Annotated in this window: 16 protein-coding genes; 13 read left to right on the top strand and 3 right to left on the bottom strand. The window is 66.6% G+C overall.

Annotated elements, in window-relative coordinates; all coding sequences use genetic code 11:
- Positions 1-279: 279 nt before the first annotated feature.
- A complete protein-coding gene (locus ACCQ06_RS16440) occupies positions 280-2,385 on the bottom strand; it encodes a glycosyltransferase (protein WP_316687687.1) in 2,106 nt (701 codons plus the stop codon).
- Positions 2,386-2,622: 237 nt separating this feature from the next.
- Between ACCQ06_RS16440 and mrcB the strand changes: the two genes are divergently transcribed.
- The 5 genes from mrcB (at position 2,623) to ACCQ06_RS16415 (ending at position 9,887) form a co-directional block, all read left to right on the top strand.
- Entirely contained in the window at positions 2,623-5,067 is a 2,445-nt protein-coding gene (mrcB, locus tag ACCQ06_RS16435; protein WP_228323954.1) for a penicillin-binding protein 1B, read from the top strand.
- A gap of 13 nt (positions 5,068-5,080) precedes the next feature.
- Positions 5,081-5,605: a tetratricopeptide repeat protein gene (locus tag ACCQ06_RS16430; protein ID WP_104616118.1), complete on the top strand. Its 525-nt coding sequence runs from the start codon at positions 5,081-5,083 to the stop codon at positions 5,603-5,605.
- Between the two features lie 606 nt (positions 5,606-6,211).
- Positions 6,212-8,221 carry a DNA repair helicase YoaA gene (yoaA, locus tag ACCQ06_RS16425; RefSeq protein ID WP_228323955.1) on the top strand — a complete coding sequence of 670 codons (2,010 nt, stop codon included), beginning with the start codon at positions 6,212-6,214 and terminating at the stop codon, positions 8,219-8,221.
- A gap of 32 nt (positions 8,222-8,253) precedes the next feature.
- Positions 8,254-8,973: a tRNA (adenosine(37)-N6)-threonylcarbamoyltransferase complex dimerization subunit type 1 TsaB gene (gene tsaB / locus ACCQ06_RS16420; protein WP_228323956.1), complete on the top strand. Its 720-nt coding sequence runs from the start codon at positions 8,254-8,256 to the stop codon at positions 8,971-8,973.
- Positions 8,970-9,887: an ADP-ribosylglycohydrolase family protein gene (locus ACCQ06_RS16415; protein ID WP_316687682.1), complete on the top strand. Its 918-nt coding sequence runs from the start codon at positions 8,970-8,972 to the stop codon at positions 9,885-9,887. The genes tsaB and ACCQ06_RS16415 overlap by 4 nt, the downstream gene beginning before the upstream one ends.
- A 204-nt stretch (positions 9,888-10,091) precedes the next feature.
- Here ACCQ06_RS16415 and ACCQ06_RS16410 read toward each other — a convergent pair whose 3' ends face one another.
- Together ACCQ06_RS16410 and gshB are read right to left on the bottom strand one after the other, a co-directional pair.
- A complete protein-coding gene (locus tag ACCQ06_RS16410) occupies positions 10,092-10,967 on the bottom strand; it encodes an energy transducer TonB family protein (RefSeq protein WP_104616122.1) in 876 nt (291 codons plus the stop codon).
- Entirely contained in the window at positions 10,964-11,914 is a 951-nt protein-coding gene (gene gshB / locus ACCQ06_RS16405; protein ID WP_104616123.1) for a glutathione synthase, read from the bottom strand. Before gshB ends, ACCQ06_RS16410 begins: the two co-directional genes overlap by 4 nt.
- Before the next feature lie 236 nt (positions 11,915-12,150).
- Here gshB and pilG point away from each other — a divergent pair, with 236 nt between their 5' ends.
- The 8 genes from pilG to ACCQ06_RS16365 all read left to right on the top strand — a co-directional run bounded on the left by pilG (position 12,151) and on the right by ACCQ06_RS16365 (position 25,115).
- Positions 12,151-12,552 (top strand): twitching motility response regulator PilG, encoded by a 402-nt coding sequence (pilG, locus tag ACCQ06_RS16400; protein WP_005913706.1) that lies wholly within the window; start codon positions 12,151-12,153, stop codon positions 12,550-12,552.
- 17 nt (positions 12,553-12,569) lie between these two features.
- Positions 12,570-12,932 carry a response regulator gene (locus tag ACCQ06_RS16395; RefSeq protein WP_006450735.1) on the top strand — a complete coding sequence of 121 codons (363 nt, stop codon included), beginning with the start codon at positions 12,570-12,572 and terminating at the stop codon, positions 12,930-12,932.
- Positions 12,932-13,462 carry a chemotaxis protein CheW gene (locus ACCQ06_RS16390; RefSeq protein ID WP_228323959.1) on the top strand — a complete coding sequence of 177 codons (531 nt, stop codon included), beginning with the start codon at positions 12,932-12,934 and terminating at the stop codon, positions 13,460-13,462. The genes ACCQ06_RS16395 and ACCQ06_RS16390 overlap by 1 nt, the downstream gene beginning before the upstream one ends.
- A gap of 39 nt (positions 13,463-13,501) precedes the next feature.
- Positions 13,502-15,538 carry a methyl-accepting chemotaxis protein gene (locus tag ACCQ06_RS16385; RefSeq protein ID WP_228323960.1) on the top strand — a complete coding sequence of 679 codons (2,037 nt, stop codon included), beginning with the start codon at positions 13,502-13,504 and terminating at the stop codon, positions 15,536-15,538.
- 113 nt (positions 15,539-15,651) lie between these two features.
- Positions 15,652-22,536: an Hpt domain-containing protein gene (locus ACCQ06_RS16380; RefSeq protein WP_316687318.1), complete on the top strand. Its 6,885-nt coding sequence runs from the start codon at positions 15,652-15,654 to the stop codon at positions 22,534-22,536.
- A gap of 7 nt (positions 22,537-22,543) precedes the next feature.
- Entirely contained in the window at positions 22,544-23,731 is a 1,188-nt protein-coding gene (locus tag ACCQ06_RS16375) for a chemotaxis protein CheB (protein WP_316692626.1), read from the top strand.
- Between the two features lie 34 nt (positions 23,732-23,765).
- Positions 23,766-24,245, top strand: coding sequence for a chemotaxis protein CheW (locus ACCQ06_RS16370; RefSeq protein ID WP_104616127.1), 480 nt, complete (start codon positions 23,766-23,768; stop codon positions 24,243-24,245).
- Between the two features lie 297 nt (positions 24,246-24,542).
- Positions 24,543-25,115 (top strand): GNAT family N-acetyltransferase, encoded by a 573-nt coding sequence (locus ACCQ06_RS16365; RefSeq protein ID WP_316687316.1) that lies wholly within the window; start codon positions 24,543-24,545, stop codon positions 25,113-25,115.
- The last annotated feature ends 19 nt before the right edge of the window (positions 25,116-25,134 follow it).

The following is a 25,134-nucleotide window of genomic DNA, read 5'->3' as shown; positions in this document are numbered from 1 at the left end:
CCGGACGCGCTCGCTCGGCGCAGCAAAGTAGTTTTGTTAGTTGCTCGCAGTCCGCACCGGTTGTTGCTCCCTTCTCCCACCGGGAGAAGGTGCCCGAAGGGCGGATGAGGGTACGCGCGAAGCGTCGCAATCCATGCGCGTGTTGGTCGTCGCAGTGAGCGAACTCTGCGAAGTCTCGCGTCCTGCGCGCCAAGACATCGATGCAGCCCGCAATGATCTGCGTGGTACGACGACAACCGCTCGATCCGCAACGCACCCGTGAGTCATCAACGGCACCACTCACCCCGCGATAAACAGCTCGCGGACCGTCGCGCGCGCTGCGTCCAGCGAGAAGTGCTCGGCCACGTTGCGCAGCCCGTTGTCGGCCAGCTTCTGCCATAGCGCCGCATCCTGATACAGCCGCACGATGGCGCTGGCAAAGGCATCGGCTTCGTCGGCCACGCAGACATCGTCGCCATCGCGCAGATGCATGCCTTCCACCGCGCAAGTGGTGCCGACCACCGGTTGACCATGCGCCATGCTCAGATTGATCTTGCCTTTGACGCCGGCGCCGAAGCGCAGCGGTGCGACCGCAATGCGGGCACTGTCCATGAACGGCACCAGATCCGGTACATGGCCATGCAGGCGCACGCCGGGGCATTGGTCTGCAAGCAGCTTCAGCGCTTCCGGCAGATCCGCACCGATGCAATGAAATTCCACATCGGGCAGTTGCGCGCGCACCTGCGGGAAGATCGCGCTGATGAACCACTGCACCGCATCCACATTGGGCGGATGGCGGAAGCCGCCCACGAACACCAGGTCGCGGCGTTGCACGAAGCTATGGCCGCTGCCGGCGACCTCGTGCAGGTTGGAGAGCAAGGCAGTGCGGATCTGCGGCGCGTCCGTGCGTAATTGCGCCTGTTCGGCCGCAGACACCAGCAGGGTGACGTCGGTGGCCGCCATGATCTCCAGCTCGCGTACCCGGGTGCGTTCGGCGCTGCGCAGCAGATTGGCATCGCCGGCGAGCTCGGCGCCGCGGCGCTCGCGCAGGTAATGCAGGTCGACGGTGTCGAACAGGGTGCGTGCCTGCGGCGCGTACTGTTTCAACAGCGGCAGGCAGGCGTGGGCAACGTGATGGCGCACCAGCAGCACCACCGCAAAACGCGGGCCGTGCGTGCGCAGCCAGCTGCCGATGCCGTCCAGGAACGGCGCGTACCAGACCTCCACCCCCAGTTGCTGCAGCGCCTGGGTGTGGCGTCCGGCATGTTCGCGCCGGGTCGGCACGAACACCACATGGGCGCCTTCTTCGCGCAATAGCCGGATCAGATTGAATTGCCGCAACGAGCCGGAATCGCGATCCGGTTGCGGCACGCATTCGTCCAGGATCAGCACCTGGCGTTGCCCGCGATGCAGTTGCGCCGGGCCAGGCACCGTGCCGACCGGCAACTGCGTTGCCAGCGCCTGCTGCCATTTCTCCGCGAAAACGGCCTGATTGCGCACCTGATAGGCCTTCACTCCGGTGCGCGTGTCGGTGCCGTTGCTGGTGCCTTCGTCGTGCACCACCACGCTGGCCGGCTGCACCAGGACCTGATGCCCGGCGGCGCGCACCGCAAAGGCCAGGTCGGTGTCTTCGTAATAGGCCGGCATGTAGCGGCGATCCAGCCCCCCCAAGGTCTGCAGCAACAGCGCTCGCGGCAGCGCGATCGCTGCACCCGAGCAATAGTCCATCGCGCGGACATAGGCATAGCGCGGGTCGTCGGCCGACTCGAAGCGGCCGTAGCTCCAGGCGCTGCCGTCGCCGAAGACCACACCGCCGGATTCCTGCAGGCGCCCGTCCGGGTACACCAATTGCGCGCCGACCAGGCCGGCGTTCGGATGCGCGGTGAAGGTGTCGATCAGTCGATCCAGCCAGCCGGGCTGCGGGATGGTGTCGTTGTTGAGCAACACCACGTACTTGCCACGCGCCAGCGCGATCCCGTCGTTGCAGGCAGCGATGAAGCCGCCGTTGCTGGCGCGCAGGTGGTAGTGCAGGCCGGCAATCTGCGGCAGCTGCACGGCGCTGGCATCGCTGCTGCCGTCGTCCACCACGACGATCTCCACCTCCAGCGTTGGTGGATGCGCAGCCAGCGCACGCAGACAGGCCAGCGTATGGGCGATGTGGTTGTAGACCGGGATCACCACCGTCACGCGCGGCGCGGCGCTGTGCGGCACCGCAAATGCGGTAAATGGCGCGGCATCGGGCAGCCATAGCGATGTGCCGAGCGCCACCGGTGGTGCCTGCGTGTGTACGCGAATGCGCTGCCAGGTGGCCCGCCACCCGCGTGTGCGCATGCTGGCCACGCTGCGGTGGATCAGGCCGAGCACGCGATTGAACAGATAGCGCGCGTCGGCCAGGGACATCGACATTGCGTTGAAACTCCAGCGGAGAGACGGGTGAATGGAGTCAGCAGGGAGTGCGATGGCGCAGCCGGCAGACAACCGCCGCCAGTGTACCGAGGAGCACTGTCCGCGCCGAGCACAGGCCGCAGCGGCGCGGCGGTGAGCGCGTGCGTTTGTTAGCCGCGCTTAAGTCGGCGGGGCCGGCGCGCCGCAACCATGACAGCGCTGCGCTAGACTCGCCCGACTCTACATTCTCGCATTCCCGTGCCCCGACGCTACGACCACGACGATTCCGACGACTTTCAGGACGACTCAAACGCGCAAGGCTCCCGCTGGCAACGCAGGCTGATTGTCTGGGGATTTGCCGCGATCGCGCTGGCGCTCGGTTTCCTGATCCCCTATACGGTGTATCTGAACAAGCAGGTCACGCAACGCTTTGGCGAGCTGCGTTGGCAGATCCCGACCCGCGTGTACGGGCGCCCGCTGGTGCTGGTGCCCGGCAATGCGCTGGATGCGGCCACGCTGAAGACCGAACTCGATGCTGCCTCCTACCGCGACGACGGCCAGGCCAAGCTGGCCGGCACCTATCAGCAGGATGGCAGCCGCTTCACCATCGCCAGCCGCGGCTATAATGATGTGGACGGGCGCGTGCCTGCCCGACGTATCGAGGTCAGCCTGACCGGTGGCCGTGTGGCGAGCCTGCGCGATGCGGCCGACCGCAAGACGCTCAAGAGCGCGCGGCTGGACCCGGCGCGTATCGCCACGCTGTATGGGCAGAAGCAGGAAGAGCGCCGCCTGGTACGCATGGAAGAAGTGCCGGAACTGCTGGTCACCGGCTTGCAGGCAGTGGAAGACCGCGACTTCAACAGCCACCACGGCATCGATCTGAGCGGCATGGTGCGGGCGGCATGGATCATGGTGCGCTCCGGCGGCCAGGTCCGTCAGGGCGCCAGCACCTTGACCCAGCAGCTGGCGCGCAGCGGGCTGCTCGGCATCGGCAAGGAACAGACGGTCACGCGCAAATTCAACGAAATTCTGTACGCGGTGATCATGGAGGCGCGCTACGACAAGCGCACCATCCTGGAGGCCTATCTCAACCAGGTCTATCTGGGTCAGCGCGGCGGGCAGGCCATCCACGGCGTGTCATCGGGTGCGGAACTGTGGTTCGGCCGCGAGCTCACTTCGATGACCACCGAGCAGATCGCACTGCTGATCGGGCTGGTGAAGGGTCCGTCTTATTACGATCCGCGGCGCAATCCGGAGCGCGCGCTGGATCGGCGTAACTTCGTGCTGGGCAAGCTGCGCGACAACCAACTGATCGACGATGCCGAATACAAGCGCGCGCTGGCTGCGCCGCTGGGCGTGCCTACCGAACCAGGCCTGGTCGCTGCCAACCGCTTCCCGGCCTATGTGGATCTGGTGCGCCGGCAGCTGGCCCACGATTACCCCGAAGGCGTGCTGCAAGGCGCCGGCATGAGCGTGCTCACCGGCATGTCGCCGTCAGCGCAGGCCTATGCCGAAGGCGCGGTGACCGGCACCATCAAGCGGCTGGACAACAAGAAGCGCCCGCCGCTGCAGGCTGGCCTGGTGATGACTGACGTGCATAACGGCGATGTGCTGGCGGTGGTCGGCAGCCGCGATGTGGCCAAGCCGGGCTTCAATCGCGCGGTGGAGGCGCAGCGGCAGGTGGGCTCGTTGCTCAAGCCGTTCGTCTACCTGCTGGCGCTGGCCTCGCCGGACCGTTGGGCGTTGTCCAGTTGGGTCGACGATGCGCCGGTGACCGTGCAGCTCAGCCGGGGCAAGACCTGGTCGCCGGGCAATTCCGACAACCGCAGCCACGGCACGGTGCGGCTGGTCGATGCGCTGGCGCATTCCTATAACCAGGCCACGGTGCGGGTGGGCATGCAGGTCGGCGCGGACCGTGTCGCGCAATTGATCCAGGTGCTGGCCGGCATCAAGGCCGATCCCAACCCCTCGTTGATCCTGGGCGCCACCGATCAGAGCCCGTACGGTATGGCGCAGCTGTACCAGTTCCTGGCCGCCGGTGGCGAGATTCAGCCGCTGCACGCGGTGCGTGGCGTGCTCGACCCGCAGGGCAAGTTGCTCAAGCGCTACGACAAGACCCCGGCACCGGCGCAGGAAGGCGATTCTGTGGCGGCCAACCTGATCAGCGTCGCCCTGCAGCAGGTGGTCAGTGGCGGGACCGCGCGGCAGCTGCTGGGCGATGGCCTCGGGCGGCTGTCGCCGGCCGGCAAGACCGGCACCTCCAACGACGGCCGCGACAGCTGGTACGCCGGCTACACCGGCGACCATTTGGCGGTGATCTGGATGGGCAACGACCAGAACGAAGAGACCGGCCTGTACGGCGCCACCGGCGCGATGCGGGTGTGGTCGAGCATCTTCGCGCGTCTGCCCAGCGCACCGTTGAAGGTGAACGGCAAGGGCCTGGATTGGCAGTGGGTAGATGCAGCCGGCACCGGCGTCACCGATGCCGGCTGCCCGGGCGCGCGCCAGTTCCCGTTCGTGGTCGGCTTCACGCCGGCCTATGCGCCGTGTGCCGGTAATGCGCCCTCCATCGAAGGCGTGCCGGACGATGGATCCGCACCCGCCGAGCAATCCAGCGGTGGCGGCTGGCGGCGTTTCTTCGGGTTGGAAAAGAAGCCGGAAGCACCCGCACCGGCGCCTGCGTCGGCGCCCCCTGCACATTGAGTGGAGTGACCCCATGATCCGATTGCATCGTCTTGTTGCCCTGATCGGCGTGCTCGCCGCCGTCACTGCCTGCGTCAGTGCGCCGCCCGCGCCGCCGCCGACCCCGGTGGACCCGACCACGCCCACCCAACGGCTATTGTTGATCGAACGCGAAGCTGGCGTCGACGACACCGAGTTGTCGGTGCAGCCGCTGCGCGACCCGCAGGTGGACGACCTGCGCGAGAGCGCCAAGGCCAAGCGCCAGGCCGGCGACCTGCCCGGTGCGGCGGCGGCGCTGGATCAGGCGCTGGGGCTGGTGTCCGGCGACCCGGCGATCCTGCAGGAACGTGCCGAAGTGGCCGTGTTGCAAGCCGATTGGCCGGCGGCCGAACGCTTTGCCAACCAGGCGGTGGAACTGGGCTCCAAGACCGGCCCGCTGTGCCGGCGCCATTGGGCCACCATCGAGCAATCGCGGCTGGCGCGTGGCGAAAAGGACAACGCCGCCTCGGCCAAGGCGCAGATCGCCGGCTGCACCGTGCCGGGCGTGAAACGGTACTGAGTGCGTGCCATACCGGTTGCGCTGCCAGCAGCGCGGCCGGTTCGGCTGGCTGTGTCATGCGCGATTGGGCGAGTAGTTTCGTAAGTGGGCCTCTTATAGGTCACTCGATAACAGCACCCTCCGCCTCGTCCGCAGCAGGTCTGGTGTTCGAGTGGTATGCGTCCGTGGTTGCGTGCTTTGAGCCGCTTCTGGGTGATGTGTGACCGCGCGCGTGGCATGGGCAATCTGCCTTGTTGTCTGCAAGTCGCCGATGCATGCCAACCAGACTGCTATGTGACGACGTTTGCATCGCCGATCGGGATGCAATCTGTGTCCGGATGGAGCAGGGCATCTGTAGCGACAAAAACGCAACAGCGCGTTGGACCGCACGGATGACGCAGCGATTACCGCGCGCCAACTGCATCCAAGGCACCTGGGCCTCGCTGGCAATCAGCATCAGTCACGGATGGCACAGCGCAGCCGTAAAATCGATGCATCACCCTCTCACGTCCGCCGCAGTCGCCTTACCGCGATGAAGTGATTGCTGACTGCCACAGACCCGATCCAGGCAGCATGACCGCCCACGCGCTAGGCTGTCGAGCTTCTTCTTCGGCATCCGTCGGTCTCATGTCCCAACTTGCCACTGCCAGCATCGAGGCGCTCAGCGAGGGCGGGGCGCTTGCGCGTCAGCTCGATGCGTTTGCGCCGCGCGATGCGCAGTTGCGCCTGACCGGCGCCATCGCCGAGGCGTTCGAGCAGCGCGACGTGCTGCTGGCCGAGGCCGGCACCGGCACCGGCAAGACCTATGCGTATCTGGTGCCGGCATTGTTGTCCGGGCTCAAGACCATCGTCTCGACCGGCACACGCGCGCTGCAGGATCAGCTGTTCCACCGCGATCTGCCGCGCGTGCGCGCCGCGTTGGGCATCGGGTTGCGCAGTGCGCTGTTGAAAGGCCGCGCCAATTACCTGTGCAAATACCGCACTCAGCAGGCACGCGGCGAGCCGCGCTTCGCCACGCCCGAACAGGTATCGCAATTCCAGCGCATCGTAGCCTGGAGCGGACGCACTCAGTACGGCGACATGGCCGAGATGGACGCCTTGCCGGACGATTCGCCGCTGTTGCCGATGGTGACTTCCACCGTCGACAACTGCCTGGGCACCGAGTGCCCGTTCTACAGCGAGTGCTTTGTGGTGCAGGCACGCCAGCGTGCGCAGGCCGCCGATCTGGTGGTGGTCAATCACCATCTGCTGTTGGCCGACCTGGCGCTCAAGCAGGAAGGCTTTGGCGAGATCCTTCCAGGCGCGCAGGCCTTTGTCATCGACGAAGCGCACCAGCTGCCGGAGCTGGCGGCCAATTTCTTCGGCGAAAGTTTCGGCATGCGGCCGTGGCAGGAGCTGGCCCGCGATTGCATGGTCGAAGCGCGTCTGGTCGCCGGTGCGCAAGCCAGTCTGCAAGAGCCGATCCTCGCCCTGGACGAAGCCTTGCGCGGCTTGCGTGCCGGCATGGAAGGCCTGCCGCCGCGCGGTACGCAATGGCGTGCGCTGGCCAAACCGCAGGTGCGCGAAGGGTTCGACGCGGTGCTGTCGGCGTTGGCGCGCTTGGGCGAATCTCTGCTGCCGTTGCGCGAGGCCTCACCGGGATTCGATGGCTGCACCGCACGTGCGCAGGAAGCGCTGAACCGCTTGTCGCGCTGGCTGGGCGAAGACGTGCCGGTGGCGGATTTTGCCGAGGATATGCCGGAACAGGGCATCGACAACGATGTGCTCTGGTATGAGCTCAGCCCGCGCGGATTCCGCTGCCAGCGCACGCCGCTGGACGTGTCCGGGCCGCTGCGCGAGCACCGCGAAAAATCGCAGGCGGCCTGGGTATTCACCTCGGCCACGCTGGCGGTGGGCGGCGAGTTCGACCATATCGCGCTGCGATTGGGCTTGAACGACCCGGTGACCTTGCTGCAGCCCAGTCCCTTCGACTGGGAACGTCAGGCGTTGTGCTACCTGCCACCCAATCTGCCCGATCCGGCCGCGCGCGGTTTCGGTACCGCCTTGATCGCGGCGTTGACCCCGGTGCTGGACGCCTCCAACGGCCGCGCGTTCTTGTTGTTCGCCTCGCACCGCGCGCTGCGCGAAGCGGCCGACGCATTGCGTGGTGCGCCATGGCCGTTGTTCGTACAGGGCGAAGCGCCGCGCGCCACGCTGCTGCAGCGCTTTCGCGATTCCGGTAATGGCGTGCTGCTGGGCTCGGCCAGTTTCCGCGAGGGCGTGGACGTGGTCGGCGATGCATTGAGCGTGGTGGTGATCGACAAATTGCCGTTTGCCGCGCCCGACGACCCGGTGTTCGAAGCGCGCCTGGATGCGATCCGCCGCGAGGGCGGCAACCCGTTTCGCGACGAGCAATTGCCGCAGGCGGTCATCGCGCTCAAGCAGGGTGTTGGGCGGCTGATTCGCAGCGAGACCGACCGTGGCGTGCTGGTGCTGTGCGACCCGCGCTTGGTCAACAAGAGCTACGGACGCACTTTCATGAAGTCGCTGCCACCGTTTACGCGCACGCGCGAGATTGCCGATGTGCGGGCGTTTTTTGGCGTCGCCGCGCCGCTGGGCGACAATGGCGTGCCGACGTTGCCGTTCGGCGACGGCTGATCTTTCTCCTTACTTTCTGTCGCGGTCCTGCCATGAACGTTCTCGCATTCGAAACCTCTACCGAAGCCTGTTCCGTCGCGCTGTCCGTAGAGGGGCGCGTCATCGAGCGTTTCGAACTGGCGCCACGTCGCCATGCGGAACTGGCGTTGCCCTGGGCCGAGCAGTTGCTGGCCGAAGCCGGCATCACGCGGCGTCAGCTCGATGCGATTGCGGTCAGCCGTGGGCCCGGCGCGTTTACCGGCGTGCGCCTGGCCATCGGCATCGCGCAGGGCATTGCATTGGGTCTGGATCGACCGGTGCTGGCGGTCTCCACGCTGAAGGTGCTGGCGCTGCGTGCGCCTGCCGATACCACGCATGTGCTGGCCTGCATCGATGCGCGCATGGGCGAGGTGTATGCCGGCGTCTTCGCGCGTCATGGCAATGGGTTTTTGGAACTGGCGCCGGAAGTGGTATGCACGCCCGATACGCTGGTCGTGCCCGAAACACTGCACCGCTTCGCCGGGGTGGGCACCGGGTTCGCTGCCGCCGATGGTCTGCTGCAGCGGCGTTTCGCAACGCAGTTGAGCAGCGTCGATGCCAGCGCCTTGCCGCACGCCGCCGACCTGCTCACGCTGGCGGTACCGGCGTTGCAGCGCGGCGAAGGCGTGGCGCCGGAACGCGTGGAACCGGCCTACCTGCGCGATAACGTCGCACTGACGCTGGTCGAGCAACAGGCCGCACGCGCAGCCAAGGCGGCTGCAGCCGCGCCATGACCCAAGGCGATCTCGAGCGCGCGCGGTTTCGCGGCTGTCTGCTGGGTCTGGCGGTTGGCGATGCGCTTGGCACCACACTGGAATTCTGCGCGCCCGGCAGCTTTACCCCGATCGACGACATGCGTGGCGGTGGCCCGTTCGCGCTGCGTGCCGGGCAATGGACCGACGACACCTCGATGGCCTTGTGCCTGGCGCACAGCCTGCTGTATCGGCACGGATTCGATGCCGCCGATCAGATGAATCGCTATTGCAATTGGTACCTGCACGGCTATCTCAGCAGCACCGGCAGCTGTTTCGACATCGGCGCCACCGTGCGGCAGGCGCTGGAGCGCTATCTCGATGGCGGCCCGGCCTTCAGCGGCAGCGAAGACCCGCGCACGGCCGGTAACGGCGCGTTGATGCGGCTGGCGCCGGTGGCGATGTATTACGCGCATCGCCTCGATGAATTGTGCGCGCGTGCTGCGGACAGTTCGCGCACCACGCATGCCGCCGCCGAAGCGCTGGATGCCTGCCAGCTGTTTGCGCTGCAATTACGCGCTGCGCTGCTCGGTGGCGATCGTAAGACAGTGCTGCAAACGCAGTGCGAGAGTTTGGTCACGCCGGCAGTGCGCGCATTGGCCACGCGCGACCACGCGGCGGTGCCCGCGGCACAGATCCGCGGCACCGGCTATGTGGTCGATTCGCTGTCGGCCGCGCTTTGGTGTTTTGCCAGCACCGGGACGTTCGCCGATGCGGTGCTGCGCGCGGCCAACCTGGGCGACGATGCCGATACGACCGCAGCAATCTGCGGTCAGCTCGCGGGTGGGTTCTACGGCGTCGATGGCATCCCCGCCGCCTGGCGCGAGCGGGTGCAGGACGCGGACGAGATACTGGCATTGGCCGATCGCTTGCACGCCGCAGCGCAGCTTGCCTGATTCACGCCTTGGTGGGATGGGCTGACAGCTGCGGCAGACCGCGACCGGTTTGAAGGTTGAACGCGCGCGGCTCAGTCGACGCCGGGCGAGGTAGGCTTGCCGGCCTGCAGGCCGTGCAAGCGCGAAGAAACAACACACCGGCATCGCGCCGAATCGCAAACCATCGAATGACCCGGCACAGATCGGTCGCGCCCCACCGCACCCTCAGCGATCGTCGTGCAGCTCGCCGCCGGGCAGGAACAGCCAGGTGCGGGTGACTTCCAGAATGTCCACGTCGTCCTTGGTCCTGGGCAGGGGCGGGAACGGCTGAGCCAACTGCACCACGCGCAGCGCGGCATCGTCCAGCGCCGGCACGCCGCTGGAGATCAGGACGCGGCTGCTTTCCACGCTGCCGTCGCGGCGTACGCCCACGCTGATGACCACCTTGCCGCCCAGCCGGCGCCGACGCGCCTCGTCCGGATAATTCAGGTTGCCCACGCGCTCGGCCCGATCCACCCAGGCGCGCAGATAGTTGGCGTAGGCGTATTCGCGGGTGCTGGCAGAGACGAACTTGCGGTTGGGACGCTTGGCGTATTGCTCCGAGCGCAGATGCACCTCGGCCGCAAGCCGGGCCATTTCCGCGTCGCGCTGCACGCGTTGCGCATCGGCCGGGGTGAGCGGGTCGGTCTGCGGATTGGGTTGCGGCGTCGGCACCGCCTGCTCGCCACGACGGCTGCTCACCACGCGGGTCTGGGTCGGCTCCGGGGCCTGCACACTGGTTGCGCGCTGGGCCTGCGGGGCGAGCCCGGTGCGGTCCTGCGGCACCACGCCGGGCTGGCTGTCGCGCGGGCGCTGGGCGGTGTCGTGGTTGCCGCCACCCTGCTGATTGGCCTGGGCCAGGAAGTCGGCCTGCTTGGGCGTCAACGGCGTGCTGGTCTGGCTGAAGATCACGTCCAGCGTCGGCACCAGCGGTGCGTCTTCGCTGACCGTGAAGCCCACGCCCAGGATCAGCGCGGCGTGCAACAACAACGAAATCACCAGCATCGCGCTCATGCGCTGGCGTTCGTCCATCGCTGCAGGCTGCGCCGCGGCCGTGCTCATTGCGCAGCGCCGGCCTCGATCGCGTCGAACAGCAGCCCGGCGATGTTCAGGCCGAACTGCGCATCCAGCTCGCGCACGCAGGTGGGGCTGGTGACGTTGACCTCGGTCAGGTAATCGCCGATCACGTCCAGGCCGACAAAGCGCATGCCGCGCCGGCGCATTTCCGGGCCCACCTGCGCAGCGATCCAGCGGTCGCGCTCGGACAGGGGCCGGCCTTCGCCCCGCCCGCCGGCGGCCAGATTGCCGCGGAATTCATCGCCCTGCGGAATCCGCGCCAGGCAGTAGTCCACCGGCTCGCCATCCACCAGCAGGATGCGCTTGTCGCCGGCGGTGATGTCGGGGATGAAGCGCTGCGCCAGGGTCAGCTTGCGGTTGCCGTCGGTCAGCGTCTCCAGGATCACGTTGAGATTGGGGTCGCCGGTGCCGCTGCGGAAGATCGAACGCCCGCCCATGCCATCCAGCGGCTTGAGCACCGCCTGACCGTGTTCCAGCACGAAGGCCTTCAGCGCGGCCGCATCGCGGCTGACCAGGGTCGGCGGGCAGCACTGCGGGAACAGCAGCGCCGCCAGTTTCTCGTTGTAGTCGCGCAGACCCTGCGGGTCGTTGACGATCTGCGCGCCGGCGCGCTGCGCCACGCTCAACACCTGGGTGTCGTAGACGAACTCGGCATCCACCGGCGGGTCCTTGCGCATCAGCACCACCTGGCCGGGCCCGAACGTCAGTTCGGCGAACTCGCCCAGGGTGAACCAGCCGGCCTTGTCCTCACGTACGCTCAGTGGCGCGACCTGCGCCACCGCGCGGCCTTCGCGCAGGCTGAGCCCGCCCGGACGTACATAATGCAAACGATGACCACGGCGCTGGGCTTCCAGCAGCATGGCGAAGGTGGTGTCTTTGGCGATCTTGATGGAGGCGATGGGATCCATCACCACAACGACGTCGAGTGACATGGGGCTAAACCTTTCGAACAAGCTGCCGATGGTAACTTCAAGCGGTGGGCGATGGCGTGCCCGGCGGGTCGTAGTGCGCGACTTGCCGGTCCGGAGGCACCCAGACGCGGTCGGAACGTCCGCCTGGCGGGGCCCCGGCAATGCGCCCTTGACAGTCAATGCGGGTCTTGGGATATACATGCAGTTTCGTAGCGACGTCGGAAGGGATGAAGCGTTGCGCGTCCGGGGATATTTGCATGAGTGAAAACATTGCTGCGGGTGGGGAACTCGCAGGACTGAAGGTGATGGTGATCGATGATTCGAAGACCATTCGCCGCACCGCCGAAACGCTGCTGAAGCGGGAAGGTTGTGAAGTAGTGACAGCGACGGATGGTTTCGAGGCACTGGCCAAAATTGCGGACCAGCAACCTCAGATCATTTTTGTCGACATCATGATGCCGCGCCTGGATGGGTACCAGACGTGTGCGTTGATCAAGGGCAACCAGCTCTTCAAGTCGACGCCGGTGATCATGTTGTCTTCCAAGGATGGCCTGTTCGACAAGGCACGCGGCCGCATCGTCGGCTCCGAGCAATATCTGACCAAGCCATTCACCCGTGAAGAACTACTGAGCGCGATCCGCACGTACGTCCACGCCTGACCAGGGGGAAAGGCAACATGGCTCGAATTATATTGATCGAGGACTCGCCCACCGATCGGGCAGTCTTCAGTCAATGGCTGGAAAAAGCTGGCCATACGGTCGTCGCCACCGACAACGCCGAAGCGGGACTTGAGCTGATTCGCAGCCAGGCGCCCGATCTGGTGCTGATGGATGTGGTGCTGCCAGGTATGAGCGGCTTCCAGGCAACGCGTGCACTTGCACGCGACCAGGCCACCAAGGACATCCCCGTGCTGCTGGTCAGCACCAAGGGCATGGAAACCGACAAGGCATGGGGTTTGCGACAAGGTGCCAGCGACTACATCGTCAAGCCACCGCGCGAAGACGATCTGATCGCTCGCATCAAACAACTGGTGCGTTGATGCGCTCTCCATTCGATATTCTTGAAGACTACGAGCGTCGTAGTCTTGCGCACGCCACGCCGCTGCCGGAACGTCAGTTCTCGGTCGATATCTGGCGTGGCGTCGGTTATCGCGTCGGTACCCGGCGACTGGTGTCGGATTTCCGCGAGGTGGCGGAAATCGTGCCAATGCCGCCGGTGACGCCGGTGCCCGGCGGGCAGCCCTGGTTGCTGGGTGTGGGCAACCTGCGTGGCAACCTGTTTCCGGTGATCGACCTGAAGCAGTTCCTGGAGGGCCGTCGCACGGTGCTGCAGGAAGGCCAGCGTGTGCTGATCATGCGGCAGAGCGGCGGCGACGTCGCGCTGACCATCGATGAGCTGTACGGCCAGCGCAGCTTCGAACAGTCCCAGGCGGTCGAACCCGGCGAGTTGGCCCAGGGCCGCTACGCGCACTTCATCGATCGTGCCTTCCGCAACGAGACGCAGGACTGGGGTGTGTTCTCCCTGGCGTTGCTGTCGCGCACTCCTGAATTCCGGCATGCCGCGGCCTAAGCCGCGACCCCGCCACGTCATACAGATCGAGGTCGAACCATGAGTACCGCCCCGGACGCCCGCAAGACCAACAAGCTCGGCAGCGTCAGCACCAGCTTCTGGCTTGGCTTGCTGGTGTTGTCGATGATCGTGTTTGGCGCCAATACCGGCGTCGCGACCTGGCAAGGCAGTCGTCTTGCCGGTGCCGGCACCGGCGCAGCCGACTTGCAGGTGCTCTCGCAGCAGCTGGCCAACTACGGCCGCGAAGCGGTGTCCGGCGATGCCAAGGCGTTTGCGGCCTTCAAGGAAACCAAGGGCCGCATCGACAGCACGGTGAGCGAACTGGATGGCCGCTACGGCCAGGAAGGCTCGGTAGCCAGTTCGATGGCGCAGCTCAAGGCGACCTGGGTGCCGCTCAGCAAGAACGCCGACCAGGTCATCGCCAGCGAACCGGCGGTGCTCGGTCTGGCCGGCAACGCGGAACGCTTTTCCGGCAACGTGCCGCAGCTGCAGGCGCAGTTGAATGAAGTGGTGCGCGCGATGACGGTCAGTGGCGCACCCGCATCGCAGATCTACAACACGCTGCAGCAGGTGGTGGTTGCCGGCACCATGGCGCGCCGGGTCACTGAAATGCGCGCCGGTGGCGCCAATGCCGCTGCCTCGGGCGACGCGCTGGCGCGCGACTCGGTGGTGTTCACGCAGATGCTGGAAGGCCTGCGCGCAGGTAACGACGAACTCGGCATCGCCGCGGTGCGCAACCCGGCCGCGCTGTCGGCGCTGGAGCAATCGCAGGCGCAGTGGACGACGATGAAGAAGGACGTCGACGCCATCCTCGCCAGCTCGCGCAACCTGTTCGCTGCGCAGTCGTCGGCCGCGGCGCTGACCGCCGGCTCCAACAAGATGCTCGACGACAGCAAGAAGCTGTTCGATGCGTTTTCCGCGTTCGGTTCGGTGCGCGATACGCGCCTGTTTCCGAACTTCTGGCTCGGCGTGGTCTCCGGCCTGATCGCGTTGCTGGCCATCATCGGTTTCGTATGGAGCTCGGTGCGCGTGCGGACCCGCGAGCAGGACGTGCGCTACCAGGCACAAGTGGAATTCAACAGCCGCAACCAGCAGGCGATTATGCGGTTGCTGGACGAAATCAGCTCGCTCGGTGAAGGCGATCTGACCGTCAAGGCCTCGGTGACCGAAGACATGACCGGCGCCATCGCAGACGCCATCAACTACGCCGTGGACGAGCTGCGCCACCTGGTGACCACCATCAACGACACCTCGGCCAAGGTGGCCGTGTCCACCCAGGAAACCCAGGCCACTGCGATGCAGCTGGCCGAAGCCGCCGGCCAGCAGGCCAACCAGATCACCACCGCGTCAGAGCGCATCAGCGAAATCGCTGCCAGCATCGAACAGGTGTCGCGCAACTCCACCGAGTCGGCCGAAGTGGCGCAGCGCTCGGTGGTCATCGCCGCCGAAGGTGCCGGGGTGGTGCGCGAGACGATTCAGGGCATGGACCAGATTCGCGACCAGATCCAGGAAACCTCCAAGCGCATCAAGCGCCTGGGCGAATCGACCCAGGAAATCGGCTCGATCGTGGAACTGATCAACGACATTTCCGAGCAGACCAACATCCTGGCGCTCAACGCCGCGGTGCAGGCAGCCTCGGCAGGCGAAGCCGGTCGCGGTTTCGCCGTGGTGGCCGACGAAGTGCAACGCCTGGCCGAACGCACCTCCGGTGCGACGCGCCGGATCGAAGGTCTGGTGCAGACCATTCAGGCCGATACCAACGAGGCGGTCAGTTCGATGGAGCAGACCACCTCCGAAGTGGTGTCCGGTGCACGCCTGGCCGAAGATGCCGGCACCGCGCTGACCGAAATCGAGCGCGTGTCCAACGCACTGAACAACCTCATCAAGAACATCTCCATCGCCGCACACCAGCAGTCGGCGGCGGCGACCGATATCACACAGACCATGGGCGTGATCCGTCAGATCACCAGCCAGACATCGCAGGGTGCGGAACAGACGGCCGAGTCGATCGGCAACCTGGCTCAGCTCGCTGCCGATCTGCGCCGTTCGGTCGCCGACTTCAAGCTGCCGGCGTGACCACGACGCGGAACGGGAAAGGATCAGCAGATGGCGCGTAGTCGCATTACGTCGATGCAGGAAGTGACCGGTGACCGCGCAAGCGGTGAGCCGGCCGTTGTCAGGGGGCTGCAATGAGTGCGCTTCGCGATGCGATGAGCCACGCCGCGCTGGGCTGGGTCAAGCCGGAGTTGGACGAAACGTTGCGCCAGGCGCGCAACGAGATCGAATACTTTGCCGAAGAACCGTCCGACACCAGTCGGATGCGTTTCTGCGCCGGTTACCTGCACCAGGTGCAGGGCACCTTGCGCATGGTCGAGCTGTACGCGCCGGCGATGGTGGCCGAAGAACTGGAGTTGCTCGCCAACGCGGTGCAGGCCGGTGAGGTCAGCGACCGAGACGAAGCCTGCGCCATGCTGATGCGCGGCACCGTGCTGCTGCCCGACTATCTGGAGCGTCTGCAGAACGGCCATCGCGATATTCCGATCGTGCTGCTGCCGTTGCTCAATGAAATTCGCGCCACCCGTGGCCAGCCGGGTCTCAACGAGAGCGTGCTGTTCGCGTTCGACCCGCAGGCCGGTGTTGCCACCGAAGCCGAGCTGGATCACGCACGCGGCAGCCTGTCCGGCCGCAACCGCGAACTGCTCGACACTGTCGGCAGTGCGGTCAAGGAAGAATTGCTGCGCGTGAAAGACGCGCTGGATCTGCACCTGCGCACCGGCGGCGACATCGCCGAGCTGCAGACCCAGGTCAAGGACCTCGGCAGTGTTGCCGACACCCTGGGCATGATGGGCTTGGGCGTGGCGCGCAATGTCGTCGTGCAGCAGCGCGATGCGCTGGCGCGCGTGGTCGATGGCCAGGTGCAGATGGACGAAGGCGTGCTGCTGGATATCGCTGGCGCGCTGTTGTACGTGGATGCATCGCTGGACGATCAGGTCGCCAGCCTGGGCGCCGACATCGGCGACGGCAACGAGGCCGGCAACAGCGCCACCTCGGCGGAAGTGCGTCGCACGGTGGATGTGCTGGCGCAGGAAGCGATCGCCAACTTCGGTGCGGCGCGCGAACACTTCGTCGCCTTCATCGAAACCAATTGGGATCACGCGCGTCTGGCCGATGTACCGCATCTGCTGGGCGAAGTGGGCGGTGCCTTGCGCATCCTCGAACTGCCGCAGGCGGCCGATTACCTGGAAGGCGTGCGCCGTTATGTCGATCTGGAACTGATCGGCAAGCAGCGCGTGCCCAGCGGCCGCCAGCTGGATACGCTGGCCGACGCGATGGCCAGCCTGGAGTACTACCTGGAAGCCTTGCGCGAGCGCCGTCCCGGCCGCGAGGAAATTCTGGACATCACCCGCAACAGCCTGGAAACGCTGCGCTACTGGCCGCTGCCGTCGGGCCAGCCGTCCGAATTGCCGGTCGGTGCCGACCAGCCGGGCAGCGTTGCCGAGGTGCAGCCGGTGGCCGTGTCGCTCGCTCCGCAGGCTTCCACGCCGGAAGCGGCGGCCAACGATGCGGCGCCTGTCGCGTCGCTGGAATGGGCCAACGAAACCGTGGTCGAAATGCCGTTTGCGGCCAGCGTGGTGCACGACACCGGCGCTGCAGCCACCGATACGGTGTTCTCGTTCGACCCGGTGGCGGCGGAAGAAACCGTCTCAGGACAGACGCACGTGCCGTTTACGGTTGCGCCGCTGGAATTGTCCGACGACGGTGCGCAGGCGCCCGGCGATTGGCAGCTGCAAACCACCGAACAGGCTGCACCGATCGCCAGCTCCGCGTTCGACCCGGTGTCGGCCGAGCAGGACAGCCATGCGCCGAGCGAGGCCGCGCAGGTCAGCTACACCGTGGATCTGAGCGCGCTGGAACAGGAGCAGTCCGCCGCGCCTGTCGTGGCCGAAACCACGCCGCTGCACATCGAGCAGATCGATCTGCCGGGCGATGCGGATCAGGTCGACGCGCCGCTGGACTTCATTGCCGAGAACGAAGCGCGCCGCGCGCAGGTCAGCATCGACGATGCGTTCTCGCCGCCTCCGGCTCCGCCGCAGGAACTGGACGATCCGTTCGTCGAGTCCGCGCCCGACGACGCGCAGGATGCGCCGACCGACGCCACTGCCGAGCAGACCGCTGCGCGTGTGCAGCAGGCCACGGTCAGCGAGTTCGAACTGGACGATGCATCGGCTGCGTTCCTGGCACAGCTCGACGCGGCCGCGGCGCAATTCGATGTGGCGCATCCGCAGGATGCGTCGGCAGCGAGCGATGCAGCATCCGAGACCACGCCGGTGCAGGCAGCGAGCGAACCGGCGCCGGTCGTTGCCGCCGATGCCGGCATTTTTGGCGGCTTTGGCGACAGCGATATCGATGACGACATCCGCGATGTCTTCCTCGAAGAATTCGACGAAGAACTGGTCAACCTCGGGCAGTTGTTGCCAGCCTGGCGCGCCGCGCCCAATAGCCCGGACCATCTGCGCCCGATCCGCCGCGTCTTCCACACCCTGAAGGGCAGTGGGCGTCTGGTCGGTGCCCACGTGCTCGGCGAGTTCAGCTGGAAGATTGAGAGCATGCTCAACCGCGTGCTCGACAGTTCGCGCCCGGCCAGCCCCGCGGTCGTGGCGATGGTCGAGCTGGCCTACGAGGTGCTGCCGCAATTCAACGCAGCACTGCGCGACCAGGGCCGCATCAGTGCCGATCTGCCGGAAATCCAGGCAGTTGCCGAGCGGGTTGCCGCCGGCGAAGAGATCTATTACGTGCCCGCACCGGCAACACCGGTGGCAGTCGAAACTCCTGCGATTCCTGCGGTTGCCGGGGCGCTTGTCGCCGGTGGTGGCACGCCGGCATCGGTGGATAGCGTGCTGCGCGAGATCCTGGAGGCCGAGGTCGCCACGCATCTGGAAACGGTCAACGCCTGGTTGCAGGCCACCCAGGTCGAGCCGCAACTGGCAACCGAAGAGTTGTTGCGCGCTGTGCACACCATGAGTGGCGCGTTCGCGATGACCGATGTGCCGGAAATCACCTTGGTGACCACCCCGGCCGAGAGCTATGTCAAGCGTCTGCTGGCGGCGTCGCAAACGCCGTCGCAGGAAGGCATCGATGCGATCACCGCCACGGCCGCAGCGATCGCTATCACGGTCACCGCGCTACGCGCCGATGCGCCGCTGATTCCATCCTTTGCGCCCCTGACCGAGCGCTTGCGCGCGTTGGTGGATACGCTGCCTGAAGCGCAATGGCCGCCGCAGGTGGCCCTGGACGAGCTGGACGATCTCGACGCTGCCAGCGATGACGTTGCCGGCAGCGAAGCGGTCGAACTCACCGGCGTGGAAGATCTGTCGCAGTACCTGGACTCCAGCGCACTGCCAGCCGATACCGCCGCACCGACGCATCCGGTCGACCAGCCGCAAGACGCCGACGCGCACGCCGAAGCACCGCGTGCGGTGGACGAGCTGGCCGAGGCCGAAGAGTCGCTGCATGCGCTTGCCGCGACCGACGCGCACGACAGCTCGGTCGATGAGCCGGCGGTCGAAGCCGACGCCTGGGATGCCACCGAGCTGCAACACGCCGAGACAGCGGAAGCCGCGTCGCAGCCTGCAGACCACGCCGAAGCTGCAGCAACGGAAGCACACCTCGCATCCGATGCATCGCCGTCTGCGCACGACGCTGCAGACCAAGGCACGCACGCAGACGACAACGTTGCGGTAGATGAGCTGGCCGAGGTAGAAGCCACGCTGGGCGAAACGCAGACGCTTGCACCCGCGGCCGATACCGATACCGTCGCAGACGAAGCGACTGTCGAAACCATTGATGCATTGGAAGCAGTGCACGCCGATGCGCCGGTCGCCGACGAGGCGCCTGCCGCGATCGCCGAAGACTGGACGCCGGAAACTGCGGCGCTGGACAGCGTCTCGACCGATCAGGAGGGTCAGTACGTCGATCAGGGCCACGTCGACCACGTCGCTGCGTCGTCCGAACACGACACTGGCGCGCAGGACCAGCTCGCCGAGCACGGGGCCGACCAGGCCGCGGAGCACGCCGAGTCGGTGCAGGCGCACGACGCCGATGCACAGGCGAGCGAACAGGAACAGCACGCCGCGCACGCGGACGAGCACGCAGGGTCGCAAGACCATGCGGACGCCGAGCAGCTGGTGCATTCCGAAGTGCAGGCAGCGGACGACGCGCCGTCGCAGTCGCACGCGCAGGGCGAATCGAGCGAGCAGTTGGACGCGACCGAACCAGCGCAGCCTTACGAGCAATCGCACGACGACGCGGCGAATGCCGAGACTGTCGACGAAGCCGCGCAGGCCGATGTCGAACACGGTGACGCAGCGCATGCAGATGCCGAGCATGCCGAGACGCCGCACGCCGATGAGGCAGTGTCGGAGCAGACCATCGAGTCGGTGCAGGCGTTCGAAATGGCGCATGCGGCCGATCAGGTCGAAGAATCGGGCGATCCGCAGTCCGAGACCGCGCCCGAGTTGCAGGACCCGATCGCGACGACCGACGCCGATGCGCAGCATCACGACGCGACTGCAACGCACGATCGGCTTGAGCAGGCAGAGCACACCGACGCCGCTGAACTCGCGGCCGCCGAGCACGCAGCGACCGAGCACGAAGCTGCCGCAGCCGCGGCCTTCAGTGCACCGGTGGAAGACGCCGCGCCGGTCGAAACTGCAACCAACGAGGTAGGCACCGCGTTCGATATCGGCCCGCTCAACTTCGATCAGCTCGATGGCGAACTGGTCGATATCTTTGTCGAAGAAGGCCGCGACCTGCTGGATCATTGCGATGGTCTGATCGCCCGCATGCGCGAAGTGCCGGAAGACCGCGATGTCCTCAACGGATTGCAGCGCGACCTGCACACGCTCAAGGGCGGCGCGCGCATGGCCGGCATCAACGCCATCGGCGACCTTGGCCATGCGATCGAATCGCTGCTCGAAGCGGTGGCGGCCAACCGCACCGACATCGACCGCGATGACGTGCGCTTGTTCGAGCGCGGCTTCGACCGCTTGCATCAGTTGCTGACCCGCACCGGCATGCACCGCGCGGTGTCGATGCCGACCGACCTGGTGGAAGCGTTCGAAACCCGTACCCGCGGCCGCAATGCCGCTCCGCCCAGCGACGCCGATGTCCGCGCGATCGCCAAGGCGTCGGTGGAACCGGCACCGTTGTCGGCGCCGATCCCGGTCGAAGGCCAGGTCGAAGAAGAACTGATGCCGCGCGCACAGCAGGAACAGGTGCGCGTGCGTGCCGACCTGCTGGACCGCCTGGTCAATCACGCCGGCGAAGTGGCGATTTACCGCTCGCGTCTGGAACAGCAGATGGGCGCCTTCCGCGGCGCCATGGGCGAACTGGACCGCACCAACGCCCGTTTGCGCGACCAGCTGCGGCGTCTGGACCTGGAAACCGAAGCGCAGATCGTGGCGCGTTATCAGCGCGAACAGGACCAGGGCGATCGCACCTTCGATCCGCTGGAACTGGACCGCTTCTCCACCCTGCAGCAGCTCAGCCGCGCACTGAACGAATCGGCGGCCGACTTGGGCGGTTTGCAGGGCGTTCTGGAAGATCTCTCGCGTCAGTACGACGGCCTGCTGCAACAGCAGTCGCGCGTCAGCTCCGAACTGCAGGACGGTCTGATGCGTGCGCGCATGGTGCCGTTCGACGGTCTGGTGCCGCGTCTGCGCCGTGTGGTGCGCCAGGCGGCCACCGATACCGGCAAGCAGGTGCATCTGGTGCTGGAAGGCACCCAGGGCGAACTGGATCGCAACGTGCTCGATCGCATGGTCGCGCCGTTGGAACACATGCTGCGCAACTCGGTCGCGCATGGACTGGAAACGCCGGAACAACGCCGCGACGCGGGCAAGCCGGAAGAAGGCAGCATCGCGATCCGGCTGCGCCGCGAAGGCTCGGAAATCGTGCTGGAAGTGGCCGACGACGGCGCCGGGCTGGACCGCGAGGCGATCCGTCGCCGCGGCGAGCAGCGCGGCCTGATCGAACCGGGCCAGGAGCTCAGCGAGGCCGAACTGGATGGCCTGATCTTCGCCTCCGGCTTCAGCACCTCCGAACAGGTCAGCCAGCTGTCCGGCCGTGGTGTGGGCATGGACGTGGTGCGCAACGAAGTGCGTCAGCTCGGCGGCTCGGTGGACATCCACTCGGTGCGCGGGCAGGGCGCCACCTTCACCCTGCGCCTGCCGCAGACGCTGGCGGTCACCCAGGCGGTGTTCGTGCGCATCGGCGAGACGACGTTCGCGGTGCCGGTGGGTTCGGTCAGCGGTATCGGCCGCATCTCGCGCACCCGTTACGAGTCGGGCGAGGGCGGTTACCACTACGCCGGCGAAGAGTACGTGCTGCACGATCTGGGCTCGCTGGTCGGCCAGCCGGTTGCGCGTGCCGATGGTCAGGCGCAGGTGCCGTTGCTGCTGGTGCGTGCGGGCGACCTGCGCGCGGCAGTGGCGATCGATCAGGTGCTGGGCAACCGCGAAATCGTGGTCAAGCCGGTGGGTCTGCAGATCGCGTCGGTGCCGGGTATCTACGGCGCCACCATCACCGGCGACGGCCGCGTGGTGGTGATCCTGGACGTGGCCCCGCTGGTCCGTCGTTACCTCAGCCAGCCGGCGCGTCCGACGCTGGAAACCCCTGCCGAGGCGCAGCGCCAGGTGCCGTTGGTGATGGTGGTCGACGACTCGCTGACCATGCGCAAGGTCACCAGCCGCGTGCTGGAACGCCACAACCTGGACGTCACCACCGCCCGCGACGGCGTCGAGGCTCTGGAACTGCTCGAAGAGCGCGTGCCCGACCTGATGTTGCTGGATATCGAAATGCCGCGCATGGACGGTTACGAGCTGGCCACCGCGATGCGTGCCGACCCACGCTTCAAGGCGGTGCCGATCGTGATGATCACCTCGCGCAGCGGCGAGAAGCATCGCCAGCGCGCCTTCGAGATCGGCGTGCAGCGCTACCTGGGCAAGCCTTACCAAGAGTTGGATCTGATGCGCAACGTGTATGACCTGCTGGGGATCGCCCGTGTCCGAGACTAATGGCGCAATGGGAACTCCGGTCGCCCTGCTGGGCCGGCCGGGTGAGGCGCGCGAGCGTCTGCGCGAAGCGCTCGGCCTGGCCGGCGCGCAGGTCGTGCTGGAAGACGAGCCGTCGGCAGTCGACGTGCAGATGCTGCGCGATGCCGAGCTGGTGGCGGTGCTGGTCGCGCTGGAGCCGTCGATCGAAGATGCGCTGGAAGCGTTGGAGCCTGCCTTCAACATGCCCGGTGTGACGGTGATCTTCGACGAAGCCGAACTCACGGTGCGCCGCGAGGGCTGGGAAGCGCAGCGTTGGGTACGTCATCTGGCCGCCAAGCTGCACGGCCATGCCGATGTGTTGCCGCCGGGCACCGAAAGCGAACCCTCGCTGCAACCCGAGCCGGGCCTGACGCTCGCACCGCGCCAGCATTCGGACCTGCAACTCGATCAACATCTGGAAGCGGCCGCGCATGCCTTCGAAAGCATGCCGGGCGATGCGATGTTTACGCGTGCGGTCGATCATGCCCAGGCGCCAGCCGCTGCCGACACGCCGAGCCTGACGCTGGGCGATTCCAGTACCTGGGGCCTGGTGGACGAGGTGGCCGTGGTGGTGCGTCCGCGTACCGAAGTGGACGTGGAAGCGCTGTCGACCGGCGGTTTGTCGCTGGTGGATCTGGAACACAGCGGCGAAGTGACCGGTGCGGTGCTGGTGATGGCCGGCATCGGTGGGCCGGATGCGATCCGCCGGCTGCTGGCGGCGCTGCCGCCTAACTTCCCGCGTGCGGTACTGGTGCGCATGACCCTCGATGGCGGCCAGTACGGCAACCTGGTGCGGCAGATGGGGCGCGTGTCTGCGTTGCCGGTCGAACTGGGCGAGCCGGGACAGGTCGTTTCGCCGGGCAAGGTCTACGTGTTGTCCGATGAAATTGGCGTGCAGCAACACGCAGGTGCGCTGGCTTTCGTGGCGCACAGCGATCCTGCGGCGCTGATCGCGGCGCTGCCGGCCACCGACAGTGCAGTGCTGATGCTCAGCGGCGCCAACGAGACGCTGGTGGATGCATCGCTGGCATTGGCCGAGCAGGGTGGCTGGTTGGCCGGTCAGTCCGCCGACGGTTGCTACGACCCGGCCGCTGCGGCGCGCCTGGCACGACAAGGCATTTTGACCGGCGATCCCGCGCAGTTGGCGCAGGCGTTGGCACAGCGTTGGCCGGCGTAAGCCGGGCGCTCCCTCTCAGATTCGGAATGGTGCGATGAGCTACGCCAACAATGACGAAATCCGCGGCGTCCTGATTCAGGCCGGTACCGAGCGTGTGCTGCTGCCGAACGCCACGGTGGCCGAGGTGATGTCGCGCGTGGCAGTCGAAGCGCTGCCGGACATGCCGCGCTGGGTGGTTGGGCGCATCGACTGGTACGGCTGGAAGGTGCCGTTGCTGTCGTTCGCACGCCTCAGCGGCTTGGGCGACGAACCTACGGCCGTCAACAACAAGGTGATCGTGTTGAAGGCGCTGGGCGGCAATCCCGCACTGCCGTACTTCGCCTTGCTCACTGCCTCGTTCCCGCAACTGATCTCGGTGCCGCGCGACGGCTTGCTGGCCGACGCCTCGGAAGACGCGCTGCCGGACGGCGTGCACATGCGTGTGCTGCTCGGCGAGCAGAGCGCGCTGCTGCCGAATCTGGACGCCATCGAGTCGCAGGTGGCGCAGGCGCTTGCCTCGGCTGCCGCCGCCTAGAGCAGCCGGCACAGCGACACCGCAGCCGTCGGACCGGCGTGTGCGGTGCTCTCCTTCGGCAGGGCGTGCGCGCAGAGTGCAGTCCCCGTGTGATCTCCAGATCCAAGCGGGACATGCACGCAGCGCGTGGTGCGCCGCGTTTGAAACGACTGAAATCCAGGCGATGCGTCTGTGGTCACGCGCATGCGTGAGCCCGGCGGGTGGCCGGTTCGGTGCCAGCGTTGCGCCTCTCGCATCGCGCTGCGCAGCTGGCGCCGATCGATACGATGCGCGATATCGCGATTGTAAAGTGACGTCATGAGCCTGCCCGCCTTCAAGCCCGTGTGCCATGCGGACGGTGTGGTGTTGTCCGATCTGGCCAACGCCGACCCCGCCGCAGTGGCCGACTATCACACGCGCAACCGCGGCCATCTGATCGAGGCGATGCCGCTGCGGCCGCCTGCGTTCTACACCGTCGAAGGCTGGCGCCGGTTGTGCATCGCCTACCGCGCGTCGGTGCCCGGTGAGCGCGAACTGCAACTGGTGCTGTGTGCCGGGCAAGACGTGATCGGCACGGTGGGCTTCACCCAGATTCAGCGCGGCGCGTTTCAGGGCTGTCATCTCGGCTACGGGCTGGATGCGTCCCATCAGGGGCGCGGGTTGATGCAGTGGGCCGCCACGCAGGGCATCGCGTTCGTGTTCGGGCCGCTCGGGTTGCATCGGGTCATGGCGCAATACGTGCCGGAGAATGTGCGCAGCGCGCAGGTGCTGGCGCGGCTGGGCTTCCAGATCGAGGGCCGCGCGCGACGCTATCTGCAGTTGAACGGTGTCTGGCGCGATCATGTGCTGACCAGCCTGTTGCGCGAGGATACGGAGTTTGGCGCGGAGTGAGGCGCGCCGCGTTCTGCTG

The sequence above is a fragment of the Xanthomonas sp. NCPPB 4467 genome, assembly GCF_041475665.2.
Classification (GTDB): domain Bacteria; phylum Pseudomonadota; class Gammaproteobacteria; order Xanthomonadales; family Xanthomonadaceae; genus Xanthomonas; species Xanthomonas dyei.
This window is presented reverse-complemented; position numbering and strand designations above follow the sequence as displayed.

Excerpts from the sequence above, each read along its gene's own strand:
- ACCQ06_RS16380 (WP_316687318.1), top strand. The coding sequence starts at position 15,652 with ATGAGTGCGCTTCGCGATGCGATGAGCCACGCCGCGCTGGGCTGGGTC.
- ACCQ06_RS16410 (WP_104616122.1), bottom strand. The coding sequence starts at position 10,967 with ATGAGCACGGCCGCGGCGCAGCCTGCAGCGATGGACGAACGCCAGCGC.
- pilG (WP_005913706.1), top strand. The coding sequence starts at position 12,151 with ATGAGTGAAAACATTGCTGCGGGTGGGGAACTCGCAGGACTGAAGGTG.
- gshB (WP_104616123.1), bottom strand. The coding sequence starts at position 11,914 with ATGTCACTCGACGTCGTTGTGGTGATGGATCCCATCGCCTCCATCAAG.
- ACCQ06_RS16390 (WP_228323959.1), top strand. The coding sequence starts at position 12,932 with ATGCGCTCTCCATTCGATATTCTTGAAGACTACGAGCGTCGTAGTCTT.
- tsaB (WP_228323956.1), top strand. The coding sequence starts at position 8,254 with ATGAACGTTCTCGCATTCGAAACCTCTACCGAAGCCTGTTCCGTCGCG.
- ACCQ06_RS16375 (WP_316692626.1), top strand. The coding sequence starts at position 22,544 with ATGGGAACTCCGGTCGCCCTGCTGGGCCGGCCGGGTGAGGCGCGCGAG.
- ACCQ06_RS16415 (WP_316687682.1), top strand. The coding sequence starts at position 8,970 with ATGACCCAAGGCGATCTCGAGCGCGCGCGGTTTCGCGGCTGTCTGCTG.
- ACCQ06_RS16365 (WP_316687316.1), top strand. The coding sequence starts at position 24,543 with ATGAGCCTGCCCGCCTTCAAGCCCGTGTGCCATGCGGACGGTGTGGTG.
- yoaA (WP_228323955.1), top strand. The coding sequence starts at position 6,212 with ATGTCCCAACTTGCCACTGCCAGCATCGAGGCGCTCAGCGAGGGCGGG.
- ACCQ06_RS16440 (WP_316687687.1), bottom strand. The coding sequence starts at position 2,385 with ATGTCGATGTCCCTGGCCGACGCGCGCTATCTGTTCAATCGCGTGCTC.
- ACCQ06_RS16430 (WP_104616118.1), top strand. The coding sequence starts at position 5,081 with ATGATCCGATTGCATCGTCTTGTTGCCCTGATCGGCGTGCTCGCCGCC.
- ACCQ06_RS16395 (WP_006450735.1), top strand. The coding sequence starts at position 12,570 with ATGGCTCGAATTATATTGATCGAGGACTCGCCCACCGATCGGGCAGTC.
- ACCQ06_RS16370 (WP_104616127.1), top strand. The coding sequence starts at position 23,766 with ATGAGCTACGCCAACAATGACGAAATCCGCGGCGTCCTGATTCAGGCC.
- ACCQ06_RS16385 (WP_228323960.1), top strand. The coding sequence starts at position 13,502 with ATGAGTACCGCCCCGGACGCCCGCAAGACCAACAAGCTCGGCAGCGTC.